The organism is Bacillus sp. FSL M7-0558 (assembly GCF_038003245.1).
In the GTDB taxonomy this organism is placed as follows: Bacteria; Bacillota; Bacilli; order Bacillales; family Bacillaceae; genus Bacillus; species Bacillus pumilus.
This window is the reverse complement of the sequence record NZ_JBBOOU010000001.1, coordinates 2,348,001-2,366,369: the sequence shown is the minus strand read 5'-3', so window position 1 is coordinate 2,366,369 and position 18,369 is coordinate 2,348,001. Positions and strand designations below refer to the sequence as shown.

Sequence of the window (18,369 nt, the reverse complement as noted above, 5' to 3'; positions counted from 1 at the left end):
GATCAGAATCTTGACATAACCGATTTGATGTAACTATAATTGTTACATCGTTGAAGAAAAAGCGTAAACACGAAAGGAAGATGAACATGAAAGTACAAATCTGGTCAGATATCGCCTGTCCTTTTTGTTATATAGGAAAAAAACAACTAGAAACAGCGCTTGAACAATTCCCTCAAAAGGAACAGGTAGAAATCGAGTTTAAAAGCTTTGAGCTTGATCCACATGCACCTGCTCAGGTCGATTATGATGTCCATGATATGCTCGTTAAAAAATATGGGATGAGCCGCAGCCAGGCCATGGCGATGAATGAGCAGGTGAAGCAGGCCGGCAAAGAGAAAGGAATCGATTTTCAATTTGATCCACTTGTGTTGACAAACACCTTTGATGCCCACCAGCTGGCGCAATATGCTGGTCAAATGGGAAAAGGCGATTTCGTCATGGGAGAGCTGTTTCAAGCTTATTTCACAGATGGAAAGCATGTTGGTGATCGTCAAACCCTTTTAGATATTGCAGAAAAAGCAGGTCTTGATTTGCAGGAAGTACATCAAGTTCTAGGCGGCGAAGAGTTTGCAGATCATGTCCGAAAAGACGAACAAGAAGCGAGACAGCTTGGTATCAATGCTGTTCCGTTTTTCTTGATCAATGGCAAATATTCAGTGGCAGGTGCACAGCCAGCCGATACCTTCCTGCGTGCACTTGAAACGGCTTGGACAGAAGAAGCAGCTCAAGCTGAGAAAGAGGCTGCCAATTCATTTGAAGCAGCATGTGCAGATGGCGTATGCGCAGTGCCTGCCCCTAAAGAAGAGATCTAACCATATAAAAAATGAGCCTTCTCCAAAAAGGGCTCATTTTTTTCTTGCATTCATTTGTTTGATCGTTTCTCCTGGAACCAATTCAGGTTCGTAAAAGGTTTGATGAGGGAGATTCTTCTTCCCTTGCACCTTTTTAATCATCCAGTCTGCTGCATCCCGGCCCATTTGCTCCTGAGGGTGCGTGAGTGTTGTCAGCTTCACATGGGCATTTTTCTGGGCAATATATGAATTATCCTGTCCAATAATGGAAAGGTCCTCTGGAATGGACAGACCGATGTCACTGCATACATTGGCAACTTCTAATCCAACCTCATCGTTATAGCAAACAAGGGCAGTCAGCTCATGCTGATGCTTTAATAAGAAAGTTTTAATATCATCCCCCAAATGCTGCTTCGATTCTGTATCGAAAAAGAGTACGTGCTCAGGCAGGAAATTAAGCTTGGCTTCACCGAGCGCTTGAATATAGCCCTTCATTCGGTACTTTCCCTGTAAATCATCTGTTTTTGAGATCAGGCCGATTTGCTGATGTCCCGAGGTGATCAGCTCTTTTGTGGCTAAATAGCTGGACTTCACATCATCCAAACAGAGAAAAGGAACCTCTAACTGCTCATAATAGGCATTGATCATAATGAGCGGTACATCCTGTTCTTTAAAAGATAGGTAGTACGAGATGTTCGGGTTGTATAAATTGCTTTTCGTCGGCTCTACAATGAGTCCGTCCACACCAAAGGACAGCATCATTTCGAGCGCTTTTTTCTCCTGTTCTACATCATTATTCGTACTCGCCAGTAACAAAGAATAGTTCTCTTCGTTTAATCGGCTTTCAATGCCTCGAATGATGGAAGGGAAAATGTAATCGGATATGTATGTCGTGATAACCCCAATCGTTCTCATATGCGTATGTCCAGCAGGCTTTGTTTGATATTGATTGGTCACAAATGTGCCTGAACCCTTTTCACTTCGCAAAAACCCTTCACTCGACAATTCTAAGATGGCCTTTCGAACCGTATGCCTGCTCACTTGATACATCTCCTGCAGGCTTGATTCAGTTGGAATACGTTCCCCGATCCGGTAATCCCCTGTGAGTATTTTGCTTTTTATATCATCGATAATGATCTGGTACTTCTTTTTCATCGTTTCACTTCTTTCTCAGTTGATCATCTACTCGGATTGAGAAGAAATTGTATGGACATATTTTAACATGGTTGGCGAATCAAAAACAGGCGCTTCCCCTTTCTGTCGTACCAGCTTTAGAAAAGTGCAGGTTTTTGTCATATTGTGTATGTACAACTATATTTATTATTGACATATGTACGTACAAATATTATATTGTGAATGTGCACAGAGAATCAATGAATCTAGAAAACGAAAATTGAAACCGCTATCAATCATGGAGGTGAACGCAGAATGAATCATGAAGAGACGACCAAAGCCTTAAAAGAAGGACGGACATCTTTAGGGATTGAATTTGGTTCAACACGAATTAAAGCCATTTTAATAGATGAAGCGTTTCAGCCAATTGCCCAAGGTGCATTTGAGTGGGAAAGTTCTCTCCAGGAAGGAATTTGGACGTACAACTTAATTGATATCATTACAGGTCTTCAAGTAGCGTACCGAGAGATGAAAGAGCAAGTCGAGCAAAGGTATGGCGTGACCATTCAAACCATTGGCTCAATTGGGGTATCAGCTATGATGCATGGCTATGTGGCATGTGATCATACAGGAGAGGTCCTCGTTCCGTTTCGCACATGGCGGAATGCAACAACCATTGAGGCGAGTCAAAAACTGACGGATGTCTTCCAATTTCATATTCCAGAAAGATGGAGCATTGCCCATTTGTATCAAGCCATATTAGAAGAGGAAAAACACCTTTCCCGTTTAGAATATATAACCACTCTATCAGGATACATTCACTGGCTGTTAACAGGAAAGCAGGCCATTGGCATTGGGGATGCGTCAGGCATGTTCCCAATTGATGAACAAACGAAAGATTACAATGAAGAAATGCTCCATCAATTTGAAGACTTGATCGCAGAAAAAGGCTATCCGTGGAAGCTACGTCACCTTCTGCCGCGTGTTTATTTAGCAGGCGAGGAGGCTGGCGTGTTAACGGCAGCAGGAGCAGCCATTTTAGATCAAGGCAAACATTTGCGGCCAGGCATTCCATTTTGCCCCCCGGAAGGTGACGCCGGAACGGGCATGGTGGCAACAAACAGTGTAGAAAAACGGACAGGGAACATTTCAGTTGGGACATCTGTTTTTGCCATGATTGTGCTAGAGCAGGAGCTAAAGGGTGTGTATCCAGAAGTGGATATGGTCACAACGCCGGACGGACTGCCAGTCGCAATGGTTCATGCGAACAACTGTACAAGTGACTTAAATGCTTGGATGAATATCTTCAGAGAGGCATTTGACGCACTAGGCGTGCAAGTGTCGTCAGGAAAGGTATACGAAGCCTTATTGCAGCAGGCGTTAGAAGCAGATCGAGATGGCGGCGGACTCTTAAGCTATGGCTATTATTCTGGTGAAAATATTACAAGACTGCCAGAAGGAAGACCTCTTTTTGTCAGATCAGCTGAAAGCCGCTTTAATCTGGCTAACTTCATGCGTACCCATCTTTTTTCTGCTTTTGGCGCAATGAAAATAGGGATGGATCGCTTAAAAGAACAAGAACAGGTTGTGATTGATCGTTTATTAGCACATGGAGGGTTATTTAAAACACCGCTCGTTGGTCAAAAAATGGTGGCAGCAGCGCTTGATACACCTGTATCAGTCGTTTCCACTGCGGGAGAAGGCGGTGCGTTTGGAATGGCTGTCCTTGCTTCCTATATGGTCCATCATCAAAAGCAAACATTGGCTGAATTTCTCACGCATCAAGTGTTTGCCCATACATCAGAAGAACTGATAGAACCCGATCCGCTTGATGTCAAAGGCTTTGGCGAATTTTTAAAGCGCTATCAAGACGGCCTTCCGATTGAAGAGGCGGCAGTAGCACATCTGATGCCAAAGAAAGGAGTGATAACCGTATGCTAGAACGCTTAAAAGAAGAAGTATACGAAGCCAATTTAGATTTACCGAAATATGGACTTGTGAAATTCACATGGGGCAATGTCAGTGCGTGTGATCGTGACAGCGGTCTATTCGTTATTAAGCCTAGCGGTATAGCGTATGACCAATTATCAGCTAAAGACATGGTTGTGGTCGACTTTGACGGTGAAGTAGTGGAAGGGGAATACAGCCCTTCATCAGATACAGCAACACATGCTGTCCTTTACAAACATTTTGAGGAAATTGGCGGTATTTCACATAGCCATTCCATGTGGGCAACCGTTTGGGCGCAGGCAGGTCTCGATTTACAGGCAATGGGCACAACACATGCCGATACATTTTACGGCGCTGTTCCGTGTGCTCGATTTCTGACAGAAGATGAAGTGAATCGTGGTTATGAGGTAGAGACGGGCCGGCTGATCATCGAAACGTTTGAGAAAAGAAACCTAGATGTGATGGCGGTGCCGGGTGTATTGCTTCAAGGTCACGGTCCATTTACGTGGGGGAAAGATGCAAAAAGTGCGGTCACAAACAGTGTGATTTTAGATGAAGTTGCCAAAATGAATTTGTTCGCAAAGCAATTAAATGAATACGCAGAACCTCTTCCGCAGCGAATTTTAGATAAACATTACTTAAGAAAACACGGCGAACATGCGTATTACGGACAAAAACCTTCAAGATAAAGAAAAGAGGGATATCTATGTTAACAAGTCAACATAAAGAATGCTGGTTTATTGTTGGATCACAGCATTTATACGGAGATGAAGCACTGCAGAAAGTAAAAGCAGATGCACAAAAAATGACGGATGCCTTAAATGAGAGCGGTTTACTTCCTTATCCAGTGATCTTGCAGGAGCTAGCTGTCAGCGCGGATCAAATCACAAAGCTGATGAAAGAGGTCAATTATCGTGATGAAGTTGTCGGCGTCATGACGTGGATGCATACATTTTCACCGGCAAAAATGTGGATACGCGGGACCAATCTTTTGCAGAAGCCTCTTTTGCATCTTGTCACACAGTATTATGAAAAGATTCCGTGGGACACGATCGACATGGACTATATGAATCTTCATCAATCTGCCCATGGAGACAGAGAATATGGCTATATCAATGCACGTTTAAATAAACAAAATCAAATTGTTACCGGTCATTGGTCTAAGCCGGATGTGCAGCAGCAAATCGCTGAATGGATGGACGTGGCAGCTGCCTATCATGAAAGCTTTCAGATCAAAGTGGCTAGGTTTGGTGACAACATGCGCCACGTGGCTGTAACAGAAGGTGATAAAATCGAAGCCCAGATTCAACTAGGGTGGACCGTTGATTACTTTGGCATAGGCGATCTCGTCGAATATGTGAGTGCAGTAGAAGAAGCAGAGGTAGATGCATTATTTGCAGAGTATTTAACGCAATATGATGTGGATTATGGAACGTATTCAGTTGAAGATTGGGAAAAAAGTGTTAAGGTGCAAGCGCGCTATGAAATCGCTATCAAACGCTTTTTAGATGAAGGCGGGTACAATGCCTTTACGACAAACTTTGAAGATTTACATGGAATGAAGCAGCTGCCAGGACTTGCGGTACAGCGGCTAATGGCAAAGGGATATGGCTTTGCGGGGGAAGGCGATTGGAAAACGGCTGCGCTGGACCGGTTATTAAAAGTGATGAGTCATCATCAATCCACTGGTTTTATGGAGGACTACACGTATGAAATGACCTCTGGACAGGAAGCAGTGCTGCAATCTCATATGTTAGAAGTAGATCCAGCGCTCGCCCATACGAAACCTGTCATTGTCGTATCTCCACTTGGAATCGGAAACAGGGAAGATCCAGCTCGCCTTGTGTTTGATGGAAAAGCAGGGGAAGGTGTTGTTGTTTCTATTGCTGACTTTGGAACTCATTTCAAATGGCTCATACAAGAAGTCGAAGCCTTTGAGCCGGAGGAAGCAGCACCTCATTTACCGGTTGCACGTGTGCTCTGGAAAATCAAGCCGAATTTTCAGGACGGCGTCAAAGCATGGATTAAGCAAGGTGGGGGTCATCACACAGTTGTATCGCTCAATTTAACGGTTGATCAAATTGTTCATTTTGCAAAGCTTGTCAATGCAGAATATGTGGTTTTATAGAAGGGTGAAAGGTCTTCTACTGAGTGCAGTAGAAGCACGGGATGAAATGAAAGCGGTTAATTAAGTGAGGGGGTCATCCACTTGGAGAAAAAAGTGTCAAGCAAATTTATTTTCTTTTTCGGATCCTTTGCAGGCATCTTATTCGGATATGATATTGGTATTATTGCAGGGGCAGAAGGACATATTCAGCAAGAATTTCAGCTCAGCCCATTATGGCTTGGAATTGTCGTCTCTTCATTAATGGGCGGGGCGATTATCGGCTCCATTTTAAGCGGTCTGTTAGGGGATAAATTTGGCCGTAGAAAGCTTATTTTGGTCTCATCCGTTATCTTTTTTGTCGGAGCGATCGGATCAGCTATCGCACCAGAAGAGATTTCATTAACCATTGCACGTATCTTTTTAGGAACAGCCGTAGGAACTGCCTCATCTTTGGTGCCTGCATACATGTCTGAAATTGCTCCTGCTAAAATTCGCGGGAAATTGTCTGGGCTCAATCAGCTCATGATCGTGAGCGGACTATTGCTGAGCTATATTGTTGCATTTGTGTTTGAACCTGTTCCAGACAGCTGGCGCTGGATGCTCGGTAGTGCCGCTTTATTTGCCATCGTACTTTATATTGGGATGCTGAAACTTCCTGAATCTCCGAGATATTTAATTAAGCACGGAATGCCTCATAAAGCACGAGAGGTATTAGGATCACTACGCTCTTCTCGTGAAGAAATCGAAGCAGAGATGCAGGAAATTTTAGAAGTCGCAAAAGAAGAACGCTCTGGTATTCGTGAATTGTTCCAAAAGAAATTTAGAATGGCTCTTTTCATAGGGGTTGGGATGGCGACCCTTCAGCAAATACAAGGCGCGAACTCCATAGTGTATTATGCAACGAGTATTGCTCGGAATGTAGGCCTTGCACCTCAGGTTGCCGCAGGTTTTACAGTCATTGTCGGTGTCATTTTTGTCGTCACCACCGTGATCTTTTTACAATTTGTCGACCGGTTCGACCGCCGAACGATTCTCACCGTAGGGGGAACGGGCATGGCCCTTTCTTTCTTTGCACCAGCCGCATTAGGTGCACTTGGTGTGAGTGAAGGGATTTTAAACTGGGTGACATTGATTTCACTTTGCTGCTTTATCTTGTGCTACGCCTTCTCATGGGCACCGATCACGTGGATCATCATCGGCGAAATCTTCCCGCTTTCTGTCAGAGGTATCGGCGCAGGTATTTCATCTGCCTTTAACTGGACGGGATCGTTAGCCGTCGGACTCGTGTTCCCTATCCTGGCAGATAAATTCAGCTTTGGGGTTATTTTCTCCTCATTTGGTGTCATCTGCTTAATCGGACTATTGTTCACCCGCTTTGTACTAGTTGAAACAAAAGGAAGAAGCTTAGAGCAAATCGAAACCGATATGGCAGCACGAGTATAAAGAAAACCCTCTATCCCATGTGGATAGAGGGTTTTTTACTCAAGCGTCTGTTTTAGCTCATCTGGCAATAAATCAATCAATTGATCATAAGAAGATAAATCCAGCACTTCAAGCAGCGCATAATATTTTGCATAAACCTCACTCAGCTGATCAGGATGATTCGTTTCATATCGATTCAAATGCAATTGAGTCAGTTCAAGTGCAATGTCCAGCTTGTTTCGTTCGATTGGTTGTGTCGTATTGATCATATCGTTCACCTCGTGTTTGATGATGAGTGGGAAGGTTATGGGGCGGTACCGCAGCTAACCTTATATTCATTTTTCTCGACCTTTTTCGAATAGCAGACAGAAGGTGTCATCCCTGTTTCACTTTTCCAAGCCTGCCAGTAAACATCATAAAGCTGGCCATACTCAGGATCTTTGTACTTCGTTTTTTTCAAAATAGCAAAATAGCTTTGGTAAGGGTATCCTTCTTGGTAAATTGATTTCCGGATAGCGCCTTTTTCGGTTGAATTTGTGAAGATCATAGGTGATAGCATTGGAAGAGCAATGATGATGACAATAAATGTCATGAATAAAAAGAGTTTATGTTTTGTTTTCATAGATGTCCTTTCTGCGCAATATATCATTTGTATAATATGTTAAAAATGACCTTTTGTAAAGAAAGAGAAAACGAGATGAATAGTGGATTTTTTAAAAAATAGACAAGCATCTAATCATAAATGACGTCTCTTACATACGATAGAGTGTAAGTGAAAGACAAATTGAAGGGGTGTTGAGATGAGCCGGAATCGATTAGATGATTTTTTCTTTGGACCTCGCAGAGGAAACCATGGAGAAGATGAAACGGTTGTTTTCCCCACACGTCAAATTGTCAACACAAGAACGAATGAACAAACCATCAGAAAAATTCATCCAACGCATATCACAAACGTCAATAAAAATATCAAAAGAATTGAAAACTACTATCCTGTCACTGAGTCGACTCATAACGAGTATATCGTGAAAGAATACGATTGCGGCAGTGATATCAAAAACCCTTGCTGCCGTCCAGTGAAACGCTGTAAGTGGTAATGAAGGGGGCATCCTTTTATGGGATGCCTTTTTATTTTCAGAAGAAAAATTTTGATCAAAATCTCCTTTCAAGATAAAATTGGAAGTATGAATCATTCTGTTGGGGGCGATGTTCTAAATATTCGATTGTTAATTCCAGATGATGCTGAAGAATATGCCGCGTTGAGACTAGAAGCACTACGATGACATCCAGAGGGCTTTGCGATGAGTTATGAAGAAGAGCAAATCGGTACAATAGAAAAATACGCAGCTCGTTTTGCTTCGGTACAATTGATGTGGACCTTTGGCGCCTTTGATCAAGGGAAGCTTGTGGGCATGGTCACGCTCATCCAAGAAAACTTACAGAAATTAAAGCACCGAGCGAATGTGGCAGCGATGTATGTTACAGCGGGTGCCCGCGGAAAAGGAGTAGGCAAGACCTTGATGACAGAAGTTCTTTCATTCGCCGGAGAACGACACGACATCGAGCAAATGTATTTATCAGTCGTGACGACCAATCACTCAGCCAAACGCCTGTATCGCTCTATTGGATTTGAGTCATACGCGCTTGAAGAAAAAGCACTAAAATGGTCAGATCATACATATGCAGATGAGGAAAAAATGGTTTTATTTTTATCATAGTCTGGAGGAGATAGAAGTGGATCAACAAGCCATGTGCATCACATTAGTAGCAGGACCCAATAGTGAGCTGGAATCTTTTGCACTGCGTGCAGCACTTGAAAACTTCGGCGCGAAAGTCGATATGCATTGGATTGGAAGACCGAATGACCTGATTCATGTGTTATCTGGTAGAAATAGAAGAGAAATAGATTACCTTCTTTTATCGTTTCACGGTGAAGAAGGAGCGTTGATCTTGCCTGAATTAGGGGAAGATGTATACGAAGATAAGGAGCCTAGAGGCGCTGCTTTTGGAGCGGATGAAATCAAGCAGTATGCTTCATTAAAGGGGATTCACGTCATTTCTACAGGCTGCACACTAGGTGAGAAAAAATTAGCAGATGCCTTCTTAGCAGCAGGTGCCCTGTCCTATATAGCGCCGGATGATTACATTGATGGAGATGCGGCATTTATCTTTGTATTGACCATGCTTTATGAGCGCTTGAACAATACAAAGACGGTCAGAGCGGCTTTTGATCGAGCGAGTTCGATTGATGAAGAAACGAGATTATTTCAACTATATATGCAAAAATAATGATAGGGCTGAGAAATCAAGCCCTTTTTCTATTCCTCTTTTAAAATGTGTCTAAAGTGTGACGATTATGTTTTTTGAAAACTAAATTAGGTTCGCACAAAGTCTATCCTACAAACACACGTCATCAAGGCATGACGCCATCACGAGAGGGGAATTATTGTGTCAATGAAATGGAAAATCAGTCTCGTCCTATGCGGACTTGCAATCATCATCGGAATTGCTGCATTTTATCATAATCAGCAGGCAAGTGGGACGGAGAAGAAGAAGGTAGAACCAGATGCGAGCTATAAAGAAGTTGAGATAGTCACCCTCGTGAATGACGGGAGATACATGAGATATGCTGTCAACTATCCGGTGTTTCATCAAGAAAAGCTAGATCAAGAGATGAAAAGATATGCAGAAACAGCGCTAGACAAATTCAAAACATCATTTAGCGAAGCGAGCGATGTCGATGAAGAGAATCGATACGAATTAAATATAGATTACGAGATTATTCATTATGCCAAGCAAACTGCTGCGATTAAATTCAATACATATGAATTGAAAGGCGGAGTAAAAGGCGCACATCAAACGAAGATATTCAATTTTGATTTCAAGAAACAGCATTTTTTATCAATAGATGATTTATTTTTATCAAAGAAAGAAGATCTGCAAAAACTGTCTCAAATGACATTTGAGGAGTTAAAGAAAGATCGTTCTCTTGCTGAAAATGAGCATTTACTCAAGCAAGGAACGTCTCCTGCGGCAGAGCATTATCAGTATTTTGCCATCAAGGATCGTTTTATTGAATTCTACTTTCCAGCAGGGCAAATCGCACCAAGCGAACAAGGCCCTCAAGTGCTGGCGATTAAAAAAACCCTGCTTAAAGGAATGTTAAAGCCTGAATATATTAATAAAGAAAAGAACAAAAATGAGAAAAAAGAACCGATTCCAAAAAGAAAAATCGTAAAACTGCCAAAACAGGCGGTATTCAACCCAAACCAAAAAGCCATTGCCCTGACATTTGATGATGGACCAAATCCATCAACGACTTCAAAAATTTTAACAGCTTTAAAAGAAAACAAAGGACATGCGACATTTTTTGTATTAGGCAGCAGGGTTCAATATTATCCCGATATGCTAAGTAAAATCAGAAAGGGTGGGAATGAAATCGGAAATCATTCCTATAGCCATCCTTTACTCACAAGACTGCCATTAAAACAAGCCGTCAAACAGGTAGAAGAGACCCAGCAAATCATTGAAAAAGCGAGCGGTTTTACACCGACTCACTTTAGACCGCCATATGGAGGAACAAATGGGCAAATCAACGCGGCTGTCAATATGAAAGTCACGCTTTGGGACGTAGATCCTGAAGACTGGAAATATCGCAACAGCCAGTACGTTGCTAACTACATTCTCACACATGCGTCTAGCGGAGAAACCGTCTTAATGCACGACATCTATGACACCTCGGCAAATGCAGCTGTCACGATTATCAAGGAATTAACCAAACAAGGATATCAATTATTAACAGTTTCAGAGCTTGAGCAGTGGAAGGAAGCGCGGGCGAAGAAAGGTGAATTGAATACGTAATGATCATGCGAATCTTAGTGGATTCACATCTTTTTTTAAAGCCAATTATGAAAATAAAGGGAAATGATGTTAAAATGAGTGTGGAAAGGGAGGGCTTCGGATGGTATTGATGAGGTTGATCAGCCTATATATGCTGACAGCGTTTTGTTTGGGTTTTATCGTCAACTATGTACCTGGTTTGATGCTGCCCATTTATATTCTTGCGATGATCGGGCTCATTTTATGTCTCGTTCATATTGCGCTGCATTATATTCATAAAATCAGATATATGTTGCTTCATGAGAAACGGTAAGAATTCTCCAATTGCTTTTTCTAAAAAAACTTCCCTCTAAATGAGAGAAGTTTTTATTTTTTCGGTTTTTGATGTTCTAACAGTTGTATGATTTTCTCGTTTGACTTTTTCATTTGTCTTAATAAGGAAACGATATTCCCAGTAAACCCAATGAGGACAATAAGTAAAATGATGATGATCCACATGCTGTGGCCTCCAATCTGCTCACGAATGCTGTTTTGCTTCCTTAACCATTACCTTGTATCAAGGATACCGTATAATGAATGTATTGAAATGAACAGTTCGTGCTATTTATTCGACAATTGATGTGAACAGAGAATGATTGAGGGGGATTCATTTGAAACGAGTAGACGTAGTATCAGCTATTATTTATGATGAGGAAGAAAATATGTTAATGGTCAAAAATGTAAAGGGATATTGGGGACTTCCTGGTGGTGCTGTAGAAAAAGGCGAACACCTGAAGCAGGCCGTGGTCCGCGAGGTGAAAGAAGAGACAGGGTATGTTTGCAAAGTAAATGAACTTCATTCGGTTCGAGAAGCATACTTTCAAGACAAAAAGCATCATGCGCTGATGATCACCTTCTTTGCTGAAATCACCGGAGGACAAATGAGTATTCTCGATCCGGATCATGATATTGAAGAAGTAAAATGGGTCAGTAAGCAAACCGTTCAAAAGCTAAACCCCAAGCTATATAACTGGCTAAAATTAAACGAAGAACCACAAGCTTTTTATCAATTTGAAGGAAATAGAACAGTTGGTTAACAAGTTGATATAGGTATGAAGGAGAGATATGGATGTTTTTATACTACGGCCCCACAGGAGCTCCATTAGAAAATCCAGAAGAAGAATTCTTGAAAAGAATCTTCTTTCAGGAGGGTGCAGAGTATTGGAAACAGGGAAATGGGGAATCTTCCATTGAGATTGAGGGAGATTGGGAATGTGAAAGTCTAGTTTTCTTTTATACGGAACCGTATGGTTTCTTGATCATGAGGTATCCGAATTTTTTGGTTCCTTTTAAAAAGGGAGAAAATATTGAAACCATCGAACATTTGGTCGCAGGATCCCCATTGTATGTGCCGTCGTGTAGCTACATCAAGCGGGATCAAGCATATCAAATCGTTCATCATTTTTTGACGACAAAAACGTTTCCTGATTTTGTTGAATGGGTCGAGTTGAGAGATATTGATTTTCAGGAGGATATGGAAAGCTAGGGGTGCCGGATGAAAGTGAGTACAGAAGAAAAATTACATAGCTTAGATGAAACTATGCATTTACATGTAGGGTATTATGAACATGGTTTAGATTATGAAGGCGTGTTTTTTAAGAGTTTAGAAACAGGAAGATGGCTCTTGTTTTTTGATCAAAAAAGTTATGGAGTAACACTTTTGAAGGAATATGAGAAGTGGAATGATCTAGGGTTATTGATTGGAGAATCTCTGATTGAAGATGACCAAATTGAGGAGGAAGGTCATAAGCTTTTTGAGCGTTACTTAAAAGAAAACAGCATAGTGAAATAAATGGGGATAAAACATGACATAGTTTTCTTTTGTGTATGTGGGCTATATTGTGATGTTCAAATAAAAACAGACCCAACAAGGTCTGTTTTTTTAATAGGAGTTGGGAAAAGTTTGTTTTCACTTCCCCTTCTCCCGCTTCCGCTTCTCCTTCTCCGCCCGGTAAAACTCATGAAACATCTTCATCAGTGCCCGCTTCTCAATACGAGACACATAGCTCCGCGATATCCCGAGCTCCTTTGCTATTTCCCGCTGCGTTTTTTCTTTCTTTAAATCAAGGCCGAACCGGCCGACGATCACTTCTTTTTCCCGGCCGTCGAGAATGTCGATATACTCCTTTACTTTTTCAAGCTCCATGTTGAGCTGAATCGTATCAATCACATCTTCATTTTCGGATTTTAAGACATCAATTAAAGAAATTTCATTGCCTTCTTTATCCTGACCAATGGGGTCATGTAAGGAGACGTCTTTTTTTGTCTTTTTTAGCGCGCGTAAATGCATCAGAATTTCATTTTCAATACACCGCGCCGCATACGTTGCCAGCTTTGTTCCTTTTCCAGAGGAATAGCTTTCGATGGCTTTAATGAGTCCGATCGTCCCGATGGAGATGAGGTCTTCAGCGTCTTCCCCGGTATTTTCAAATTTCTTGACAATATGGGCGACGAGCCGAAGGTTATGTTCAATCAGCATATTTCTTGCGTGTTCATCGCCCTGTGCCATAAGGGCTAAGTATTTTTTTTCATCATCTCCCGAAAGGGGCTGTGGAAAGGCATTGTTTTTGACATAGGACACTAAGAACACCAATTCTTTGACCATCAATCCCATCGCTGTAAATACTCCTGCCACGATTTTCACCTCCACCATGTTTAGGCCACTGCCTATATCCTCAAATGTATGTGAAGGGGGGATTGTCTGTGTCTGTACGATGAAAAAATCATCTTTTTCGAAAAAAACGGGCTTCTGTTCGTCTGTTTTTGCTGCCCTTCTCATATGTTTGCGGTTTCTTTGCGGTGCTTGGCGGTCAAGAAGCGTGATAAAATATGTAATATTAGACCGAAAAGGAAGGGGTTTTTTCGGAACATGGGGAAGGTTCTATCTTCACATGTAGGTATGAAAATTAATGAATGGTATCGAATGATACGGCAGTTCAGTGTTCCAGATGCGGAAATCCTGAAAGCAGAAGTAGAAGCAGAAATTGAACGGATGGAAGAGGACCAGCATTTACTGATTTATTATCAGCTCATGTGTTTTCGGCACCAGATCATGCTTGACTATATACACCCTTCAAAATATCAACCTTTCTCAGTATCTAATCTTGTCGATAAAATCGAAAACTCCAATCATGAGTTATCTGATATGCTGCATTATTACCATGCATTTTTTCGTGGCATGCATGAGTTTAGTCAAAAAGAATATTTAGAAGCCGTCAAATATTACCGAGTGGCAGAAAAACAGCTGTCTATGGTATTTGATGATATTGAGCAGGCTGAGTTTCATTTTAAAGTAGCAGAAGCCTACTATATTATGAAGCAAACGCATGTCTCGATGCATCATATTTTAAAGGCGCTAGAAATATACGATCAGCATGATGCCTATACTATTCGCATCATTCAGTGCCTGTTCGTGATCTCAGGAAACTACCAAGATTTAAAACGAAAAGATCGGGCACTGCCTCATTTAAAAAAGGCAAAACAGCTCGCATCACAAATTGATCACCCACGGATATACAGTTCAGCGCTTTATAATTTAGGAAAATGTTACGGGGAGCTGTGCTACCTTGAGGAAGCAGAACGCTATTTAACGGAATCGGCTGATATTGCCTGTAAAGAGAAGCTTCCCACGCTTCCACATACACTCTATACGCTCGCAAAACTGCTTTTTAGACAAAATGAACAAGTAGCAGCACGCCGCATATTAGAAGATGGAAAATTAGCTGCAAAGAAGCATGAAGACCAGCTGTTCTGTCATATGTTTGAGTATCTGGATGCTTTATATGTTCAAGGAATAAATGAAGAACAACTGCAAAAAACCATTGATTATTTGGAAAAACTTAGCCTATACTCTTATATAGAGGATATCTCACTAGAAATTGCGACAGCCTTAGAAGCCTCTCAACAATACCAGAAGTCCAACCAGTATTATCAGAAATTATTATGGGCTCAAAATCAAATCCAAGAAGGAGAGTGTCTGTATGAATTCTAAGCAACGTTCGACAGTTGAAGAGAGAAACCAAACGTGAAACAAAAAGCGGGCCTGATGGGCCGGCTTTTTTTATGTGAAAAAAGAAGTCAGATATGCGGATCGTGACCATGAATGCTGAATGATTCATCAAAAAGCGGGCAATTTAATCTGTAAGAATGTTCTGTGGAGGCGGTCAAATGAGAGGGTTGCATGTCTTGATGTGTATATTGCTGCTATGTGCTTTTGTTCCTAATGAAGTAGAGGCACATACATTAAAACGAGTCGATCTCGAAAAAACGGGACGTGCCTTCTGGGACATGAGAGCGGAACGGAAAAAGATTGCGATCACCTTTGATGATGGACCTCATCCAGTTTACACGAATCAAATATTGGATGTGCTGAAGCAGCATCAAGTAAATGCCAGCTTTTTTGTCGTAGGAAGCCGGGTTCACGCATATCCAAAGATCGCAGAACGGATTGTGGACGAAGGAAATGAGCTTGGCAACCACACGATGAATCATACGTATTTTGACCTGTTATCATCAAAGGAGATCAAGCAGGAGCTAAAAGAATCAGCGGCTCATATCGCTTCACTCCAGCCTGGTGGGCCCTTATTATTTCGTCCTCCTGGCGGCCGCTTGACGATGAAATCTTTCCGCATTTTGTCAAAGCAAGGATATGATGTGGTCATGTGGTCCTTTACGCAAGATCCGAAGGACTGGTCAAGACCAGGCGCACATAAAATTGCGAGCCGTATTATTGATCATATTCAAGGCGGCGATATCATTCTTTTGCATGATGGCGGGGGAAACCGGAAGCAGACGGTCGAAGCACTGAAACAAGTGATACCTGAATTAAAGGATCGAGGATATGAATTTGTCAAAGTGAGCGAACTGCTGCATCATGACAAAGCGTATGTACCTGTTCAACTGCAATAGGAAGTATTCGTCAAAAACAGTCATTCATTGAAACCAAAAGTCTTGTCGTTTACTATATGAAGAGGGCTTTTGGAGGTGAATGTTGTGAAGAAATATGTTGTCCTTTTCATCCTGCTTTGTGTCGCTGCTGGGTGCTCAAAGCCAGAACAAGAAAGTGTCATTGCATTTGGCGACAGCAATACAAAGGGATCAAACTGGGACTTCCGAGATTATCCAACATCTGAAAAATGGGTGAATCTCATGAAAAACGTCGAGCGCGGTCAAATTCAAGTGAAGAACGCAGGGATTGGCGGGCAGACGACTGAAGATGCGAAGCTTCGCTTTGAGCAGGATATTTTAAAGCAGAAACCAACTTACGTCCTTATCATGTTCGGTACGAATGATGCGGCGATTTTAGACGGGAAACATCCCCGAGTGACGAAAAAAAGATTTAAAGAAAATGTAACCTACTTCATTTCTGAAAGTAGAAAAGCAGGCATTACCCCGGTTCTCATGACTTGTGTACCTGTTGTAGAAGGCGGAAAAAAAGGCTTGTATTATTACTCTAGGTATAAGTCATCTTATTTTGCTGAGAGAGGCGGGGCAAGAGCTTGGCAAAATTCCTATAATGACATCACGAGAGAAATAGCCAAGGATCAGCAAGTACCGCTTGTCGACAACTGGAAAGCGTTCATCCGAGAAGCTGGTGAAGATAGTGACAATGCGTTGATTCAATCAGGTTTGATCGACCCTTCTGGCAATCATATGACGCCAAAAGGGGCAAGAATCATTTATAACGAAATCAAAGAGCGTGATGTCATCAAACATTTTTAAATGATGGCCATCTGCCTAAACAAGATCATCCATTTAGCATAGTCTAACAGTATATATTCCTAGAAGGAGGTAACTGATATGTGGGGATGCCCTTATCCTTACCCTGCGTGTTCGCCTTATCCAGCTCAAGGAGCAGGAATCGGTTACGCTTTTCTTGTTGTATTCCTTGTGGTTATTTTGGTCGTAGGTGGAGGGTTATGGTTTTGGAATGAACAGCCTTGCAAATAAGACACCTCTTCTTTACTTGAGAAGGGGTGTTTTTTACGGAAAATAGTAGTAAGCCTATAGCGCAAGTGATATAATATCAGTCACCTGAGTTTAAAAAAGAGAATGCTCGGGAGGCATGGTTCCTGTGATATGGAATTAAGAGGAAACAGAGAGCATATGCCCGAGCGAACGTCTTTTCATTTCTGTCTCAATTAATTCAATGAAGTCGCGATTTAAGTTCATTTCATTTGCTTTATAATACGATTCTATAAGTAAATCATCTGACAGCTTTTTCATACTAGAAACCCATATGATGGGAAAAACACCTCCCCTGAAAAAGTTGGCATAAAACTTGAGGAAAAGACATATCATCATAGGTTGATCGAATGTCTCTGAAGTACCTTTAATCTACCATGAATGGGAAACAAGAACAATCGTTCTGTTATCCACATGGTGAAGTGGATAACTTGTGGGTAGAGTGTTTATAATTGAATGAAAGCGTGATGAAATATAGGTGGATAATGTGTGTAAAATTATCCACAACTGTTGAAGGTCCTCGTCATATGTCGAAAACTTTTTCATTGTATTCGATAGACAGACAAATTGTGATTTGATTCGACACTATCGCTGAAAAACCAATGGAAGAAAGGGTGCAAATTGTGCTAAAGAAGTATTTCTTACCGGATGAATTTGTGAAAAGCATTTTCCACATTTCACCGCAAAAACTAAAAGAACGAAATGTAAAAGGAATTATTACCGATTTAGATAACACACTAGTAGAATGGGATCGTCCAAGTGCGACGCCCCGCTTAATTGAATGGTTTCAAGAAATGAAGGATCACGGGATACAAGTGACGATTGTATCGAACAATAATGAAAAAAGGGTCAAGCTTTTTTCTGAACCAGTTCATATTCCGTTTATTTATAAAGCGAAAAAGCCGATGGGAAGAGCTTTTAATAAGGCCGTCGCTGATATGCAATTGAAAAAAGAAGATGTGGTTGTCATTGGGGATCAGCTCATGACCGATGTTCTAGGCGGGAATCGTCACGGCTTCCATACGATTTTGGTCGTCCCTGTTGCTGCCTCAGACGGATTTATCACTAAGTTTAACAGGCAGATTGAACGCAGAATTTTAGGAGCCTTAAAGCGTAAGGGCCACATTCAGTGGGAGGAAGAGTAAT

25 protein-coding genes are annotated in these 18,369 nt (G+C 41.6%); 19 read left to right on the top strand and 6 right to left on the bottom strand.

The window, feature by feature from the left end:
• Positions 1 to 86 precede the first annotated feature (86 nt).
• On the top strand, positions 87 to 812 hold the full coding sequence (locus MHB79_RS11965; protein WP_340989828.1) for a DsbA family oxidoreductase: 726 nt from the start codon (positions 87 to 89) through the stop codon (positions 810 to 812).
• 33 nt (positions 813 to 845) lie between these two features.
• Here the strand turns inward: MHB79_RS11965 and MHB79_RS11960 are convergent, their stop codons facing one another.
• The gene (locus MHB79_RS11960) at positions 846 to 1,946 is read right to left on the bottom strand and encodes a GntR family transcriptional regulator (protein WP_003216759.1); all 1,101 of its coding nucleotides are present in this window, start codon (positions 1,944 to 1,946) and stop codon (positions 846 to 848) included.
• 273 nt (positions 1,947 to 2,219) lie between these two features.
• On the opposite strand from MHB79_RS11960, the gene MHB79_RS11955 reads away from it, so the two are divergent.
• From MHB79_RS11955 to MHB79_RS11940, 4 genes are all read left to right on the top strand, one after another.
• Positions 2,220 to 3,845: a xylulokinase gene (locus MHB79_RS11955; protein ID WP_340989826.1), complete on the top strand. Its 1,626-nt coding sequence runs from the start codon at positions 2,220 to 2,222 to the stop codon at positions 3,843 to 3,845.
• Positions 3,839 to 4,543 carry an L-ribulose-5-phosphate 4-epimerase gene (locus MHB79_RS11950; RefSeq protein ID WP_003216476.1) on the top strand — a complete coding sequence of 235 codons (705 nt, stop codon included), beginning with the start codon at positions 3,839 to 3,841 and terminating at the stop codon, positions 4,541 to 4,543. Before MHB79_RS11955 ends, MHB79_RS11950 begins: the two co-directional genes overlap by 7 nt.
• Positions 4,544 to 4,560: 17 nt before the next feature.
• Positions 4,561 to 5,982 carry an L-arabinose isomerase gene (araA, locus tag MHB79_RS11945; protein ID WP_050943715.1) on the top strand — a complete coding sequence of 474 codons (1,422 nt, stop codon included), beginning with the start codon at positions 4,561 to 4,563 and terminating at the stop codon, positions 5,980 to 5,982.
• Positions 5,983 to 6,063: 81 nt separating this feature from the next.
• A complete protein-coding gene (locus MHB79_RS11940) occupies positions 6,064 to 7,404 on the top strand; it encodes a sugar porter family MFS transporter (RefSeq protein WP_050943716.1) in 1,341 nt (446 codons plus the stop codon).
• Between the two features lie 35 nt (positions 7,405 to 7,439).
• Here the strand turns inward: MHB79_RS11940 and MHB79_RS11935 are convergent, their stop codons facing one another.
• Positions 7,440 to 7,652 carry a hypothetical protein gene (locus MHB79_RS11935; RefSeq protein ID WP_003216677.1) on the bottom strand — a complete coding sequence of 71 codons (213 nt, stop codon included), beginning with the start codon at positions 7,650 to 7,652 and terminating at the stop codon, positions 7,440 to 7,442.
• Positions 7,653 to 7,687: 35 nt separating this feature from the next.
• Positions 7,688 to 8,005 carry a hypothetical protein gene (locus tag MHB79_RS11930; protein WP_050943717.1) on the bottom strand — a complete coding sequence of 106 codons (318 nt, stop codon included), beginning with the start codon at positions 8,003 to 8,005 and terminating at the stop codon, positions 7,688 to 7,690.
• A 178-nt stretch (positions 8,006 to 8,183) separates the two neighbouring features.
• On the opposite strand from MHB79_RS11930, the gene MHB79_RS11925 reads away from it, so the two are divergent.
• The 6 genes from MHB79_RS11925 to MHB79_RS11900 all read left to right on the top strand — a co-directional run bounded on the left by MHB79_RS11925 (position 8,184) and on the right by MHB79_RS11900 (position 11,533).
• On the top strand, positions 8,184 to 8,477 hold the full coding sequence (locus tag MHB79_RS11925) for a CotD family spore coat protein (RefSeq protein WP_003216648.1): 294 nt from the start codon (positions 8,184 to 8,186) through the stop codon (positions 8,475 to 8,477).
• 18 nt (positions 8,478 to 8,495) lie between these two features.
• The gene (locus MHB79_RS11920) at positions 8,496 to 8,663 is read left to right on the top strand and encodes a hypothetical protein (protein ID WP_159037604.1); all 168 of its coding nucleotides are present in this window, start codon (positions 8,496 to 8,498) and stop codon (positions 8,661 to 8,663) included.
• An 18-nt stretch (positions 8,664 to 8,681) separates the two neighbouring features.
• Positions 8,682 to 9,098 carry a GNAT family N-acetyltransferase gene (locus tag MHB79_RS11915; RefSeq protein WP_340989823.1) on the top strand — a complete coding sequence of 139 codons (417 nt, stop codon included), beginning with the start codon at positions 8,682 to 8,684 and terminating at the stop codon, positions 9,096 to 9,098.
• A gap of 31 nt (positions 9,099 to 9,129) precedes the next feature.
• Positions 9,130 to 9,669 carry a delta-aminolevulinic acid dehydratase gene (locus tag MHB79_RS11910; RefSeq protein ID WP_340990601.1) on the top strand — a complete coding sequence of 180 codons (540 nt, stop codon included), beginning with the start codon at positions 9,130 to 9,132 and terminating at the stop codon, positions 9,667 to 9,669.
• A gap of 159 nt (positions 9,670 to 9,828) precedes the next feature.
• Entirely contained in the window at positions 9,829 to 11,241 is a 1,413-nt protein-coding gene (locus MHB79_RS11905; protein WP_339205748.1) for a polysaccharide deacetylase family protein, read from the top strand.
• Positions 11,242 to 11,341: 100 nt separating this feature from the next.
• Positions 11,342 to 11,533: a hypothetical protein gene (locus MHB79_RS11900; protein WP_050943721.1), complete on the top strand. Its 192-nt coding sequence runs from the start codon at positions 11,342 to 11,344 to the stop codon at positions 11,531 to 11,533.
• A gap of 53 nt (positions 11,534 to 11,586) precedes the next feature.
• Here MHB79_RS11900 and MHB79_RS11895 read toward each other — a convergent pair whose 3' ends face one another.
• Positions 11,587 to 11,718, bottom strand: coding sequence for a hypothetical protein (locus MHB79_RS11895; protein WP_267875469.1), 132 nt, complete (start codon positions 11,716 to 11,718; stop codon positions 11,587 to 11,589).
• 152 nt (positions 11,719 to 11,870) lie between these two features.
• On the opposite strand from MHB79_RS11895, the gene MHB79_RS11890 reads away from it, so the two are divergent.
• Genes MHB79_RS11890 through MHB79_RS11880 form a run of 3 tightly spaced genes read left to right on the top strand, consistent with a single transcriptional unit; the run spans position 11,871 to position 13,051 of the window.
• Positions 11,871 to 12,296 carry an NUDIX hydrolase gene (locus tag MHB79_RS11890; protein WP_137054955.1) on the top strand — a complete coding sequence of 142 codons (426 nt, stop codon included), beginning with the start codon at positions 11,871 to 11,873 and terminating at the stop codon, positions 12,294 to 12,296.
• 32 nt (positions 12,297 to 12,328) lie between these two features.
• Positions 12,329 to 12,745, top strand: coding sequence for a hypothetical protein (locus MHB79_RS11885; RefSeq protein WP_340989820.1), 417 nt, complete (start codon positions 12,329 to 12,331; stop codon positions 12,743 to 12,745).
• Between the two features lie 9 nt (positions 12,746 to 12,754).
• Entirely contained in the window at positions 12,755 to 13,051 is a 297-nt protein-coding gene (locus tag MHB79_RS11880) for a DUF3986 family protein (protein WP_340989818.1), read from the top strand.
• A gap of 117 nt (positions 13,052 to 13,168) precedes the next feature.
• On the opposite strand, the gene sigK is transcribed toward MHB79_RS11880, so the two are convergent.
• Positions 13,169 to 13,897: an RNA polymerase sporulation sigma factor SigK gene (gene sigK, locus MHB79_RS11875; RefSeq protein WP_034738387.1), complete on the bottom strand. Its 729-nt coding sequence runs from the start codon at positions 13,895 to 13,897 to the stop codon at positions 13,169 to 13,171.
• Between the two features lie 231 nt (positions 13,898 to 14,128).
• Here sigK and MHB79_RS11870 point away from each other — a divergent pair, with 231 nt between their 5' ends.
• From MHB79_RS11870 to MHB79_RS11855, 4 genes are all read left to right on the top strand, one after another.
• The gene (locus MHB79_RS11870) at positions 14,129 to 15,250 is read left to right on the top strand and encodes a response regulator aspartate phosphatase (RefSeq protein ID WP_340989815.1); all 1,122 of its coding nucleotides are present in this window, start codon (positions 14,129 to 14,131) and stop codon (positions 15,248 to 15,250) included.
• Positions 15,251 to 15,426: 176 nt separating this feature from the next.
• Positions 15,427 to 16,167: a polysaccharide deacetylase family protein gene (locus MHB79_RS11865; RefSeq protein ID WP_050943726.1), complete on the top strand. Its 741-nt coding sequence runs from the start codon at positions 15,427 to 15,429 to the stop codon at positions 16,165 to 16,167.
• Positions 16,168 to 16,251: 84 nt separating this feature from the next.
• Complete coding sequence (locus tag MHB79_RS11860; RefSeq protein WP_223251386.1) at positions 16,252 to 16,980, top strand: SGNH/GDSL hydrolase family protein; 729 nt, start codon at positions 16,252 to 16,254, stop codon at positions 16,978 to 16,980.
• Between the two features lie 78 nt (positions 16,981 to 17,058).
• Positions 17,059 to 17,208, top strand: coding sequence for a hypothetical protein (locus tag MHB79_RS11855; protein WP_003217499.1), 150 nt, complete (start codon positions 17,059 to 17,061; stop codon positions 17,206 to 17,208).
• A 135-nt stretch (positions 17,209 to 17,343) separates the two neighbouring features.
• On the opposite strand, the gene MHB79_RS11850 is transcribed toward MHB79_RS11855, so the two are convergent.
• Positions 17,344 to 17,484, bottom strand: coding sequence for a sporulation histidine kinase inhibitor Sda (locus tag MHB79_RS11850; protein ID WP_003217327.1), 141 nt, complete (start codon positions 17,482 to 17,484; stop codon positions 17,344 to 17,346).
• A gap of 362 nt (positions 17,485 to 17,846) precedes the next feature.
• Here MHB79_RS11850 and MHB79_RS11845 point away from each other — a divergent pair, with 362 nt between their 5' ends.
• Positions 17,847 to 18,368, top strand: coding sequence for a YqeG family HAD IIIA-type phosphatase (locus MHB79_RS11845; RefSeq protein ID WP_034620856.1), 522 nt, complete (start codon positions 17,847 to 17,849; stop codon positions 18,366 to 18,368).
• Position 18,369 lies beyond the last annotated feature (1 nt).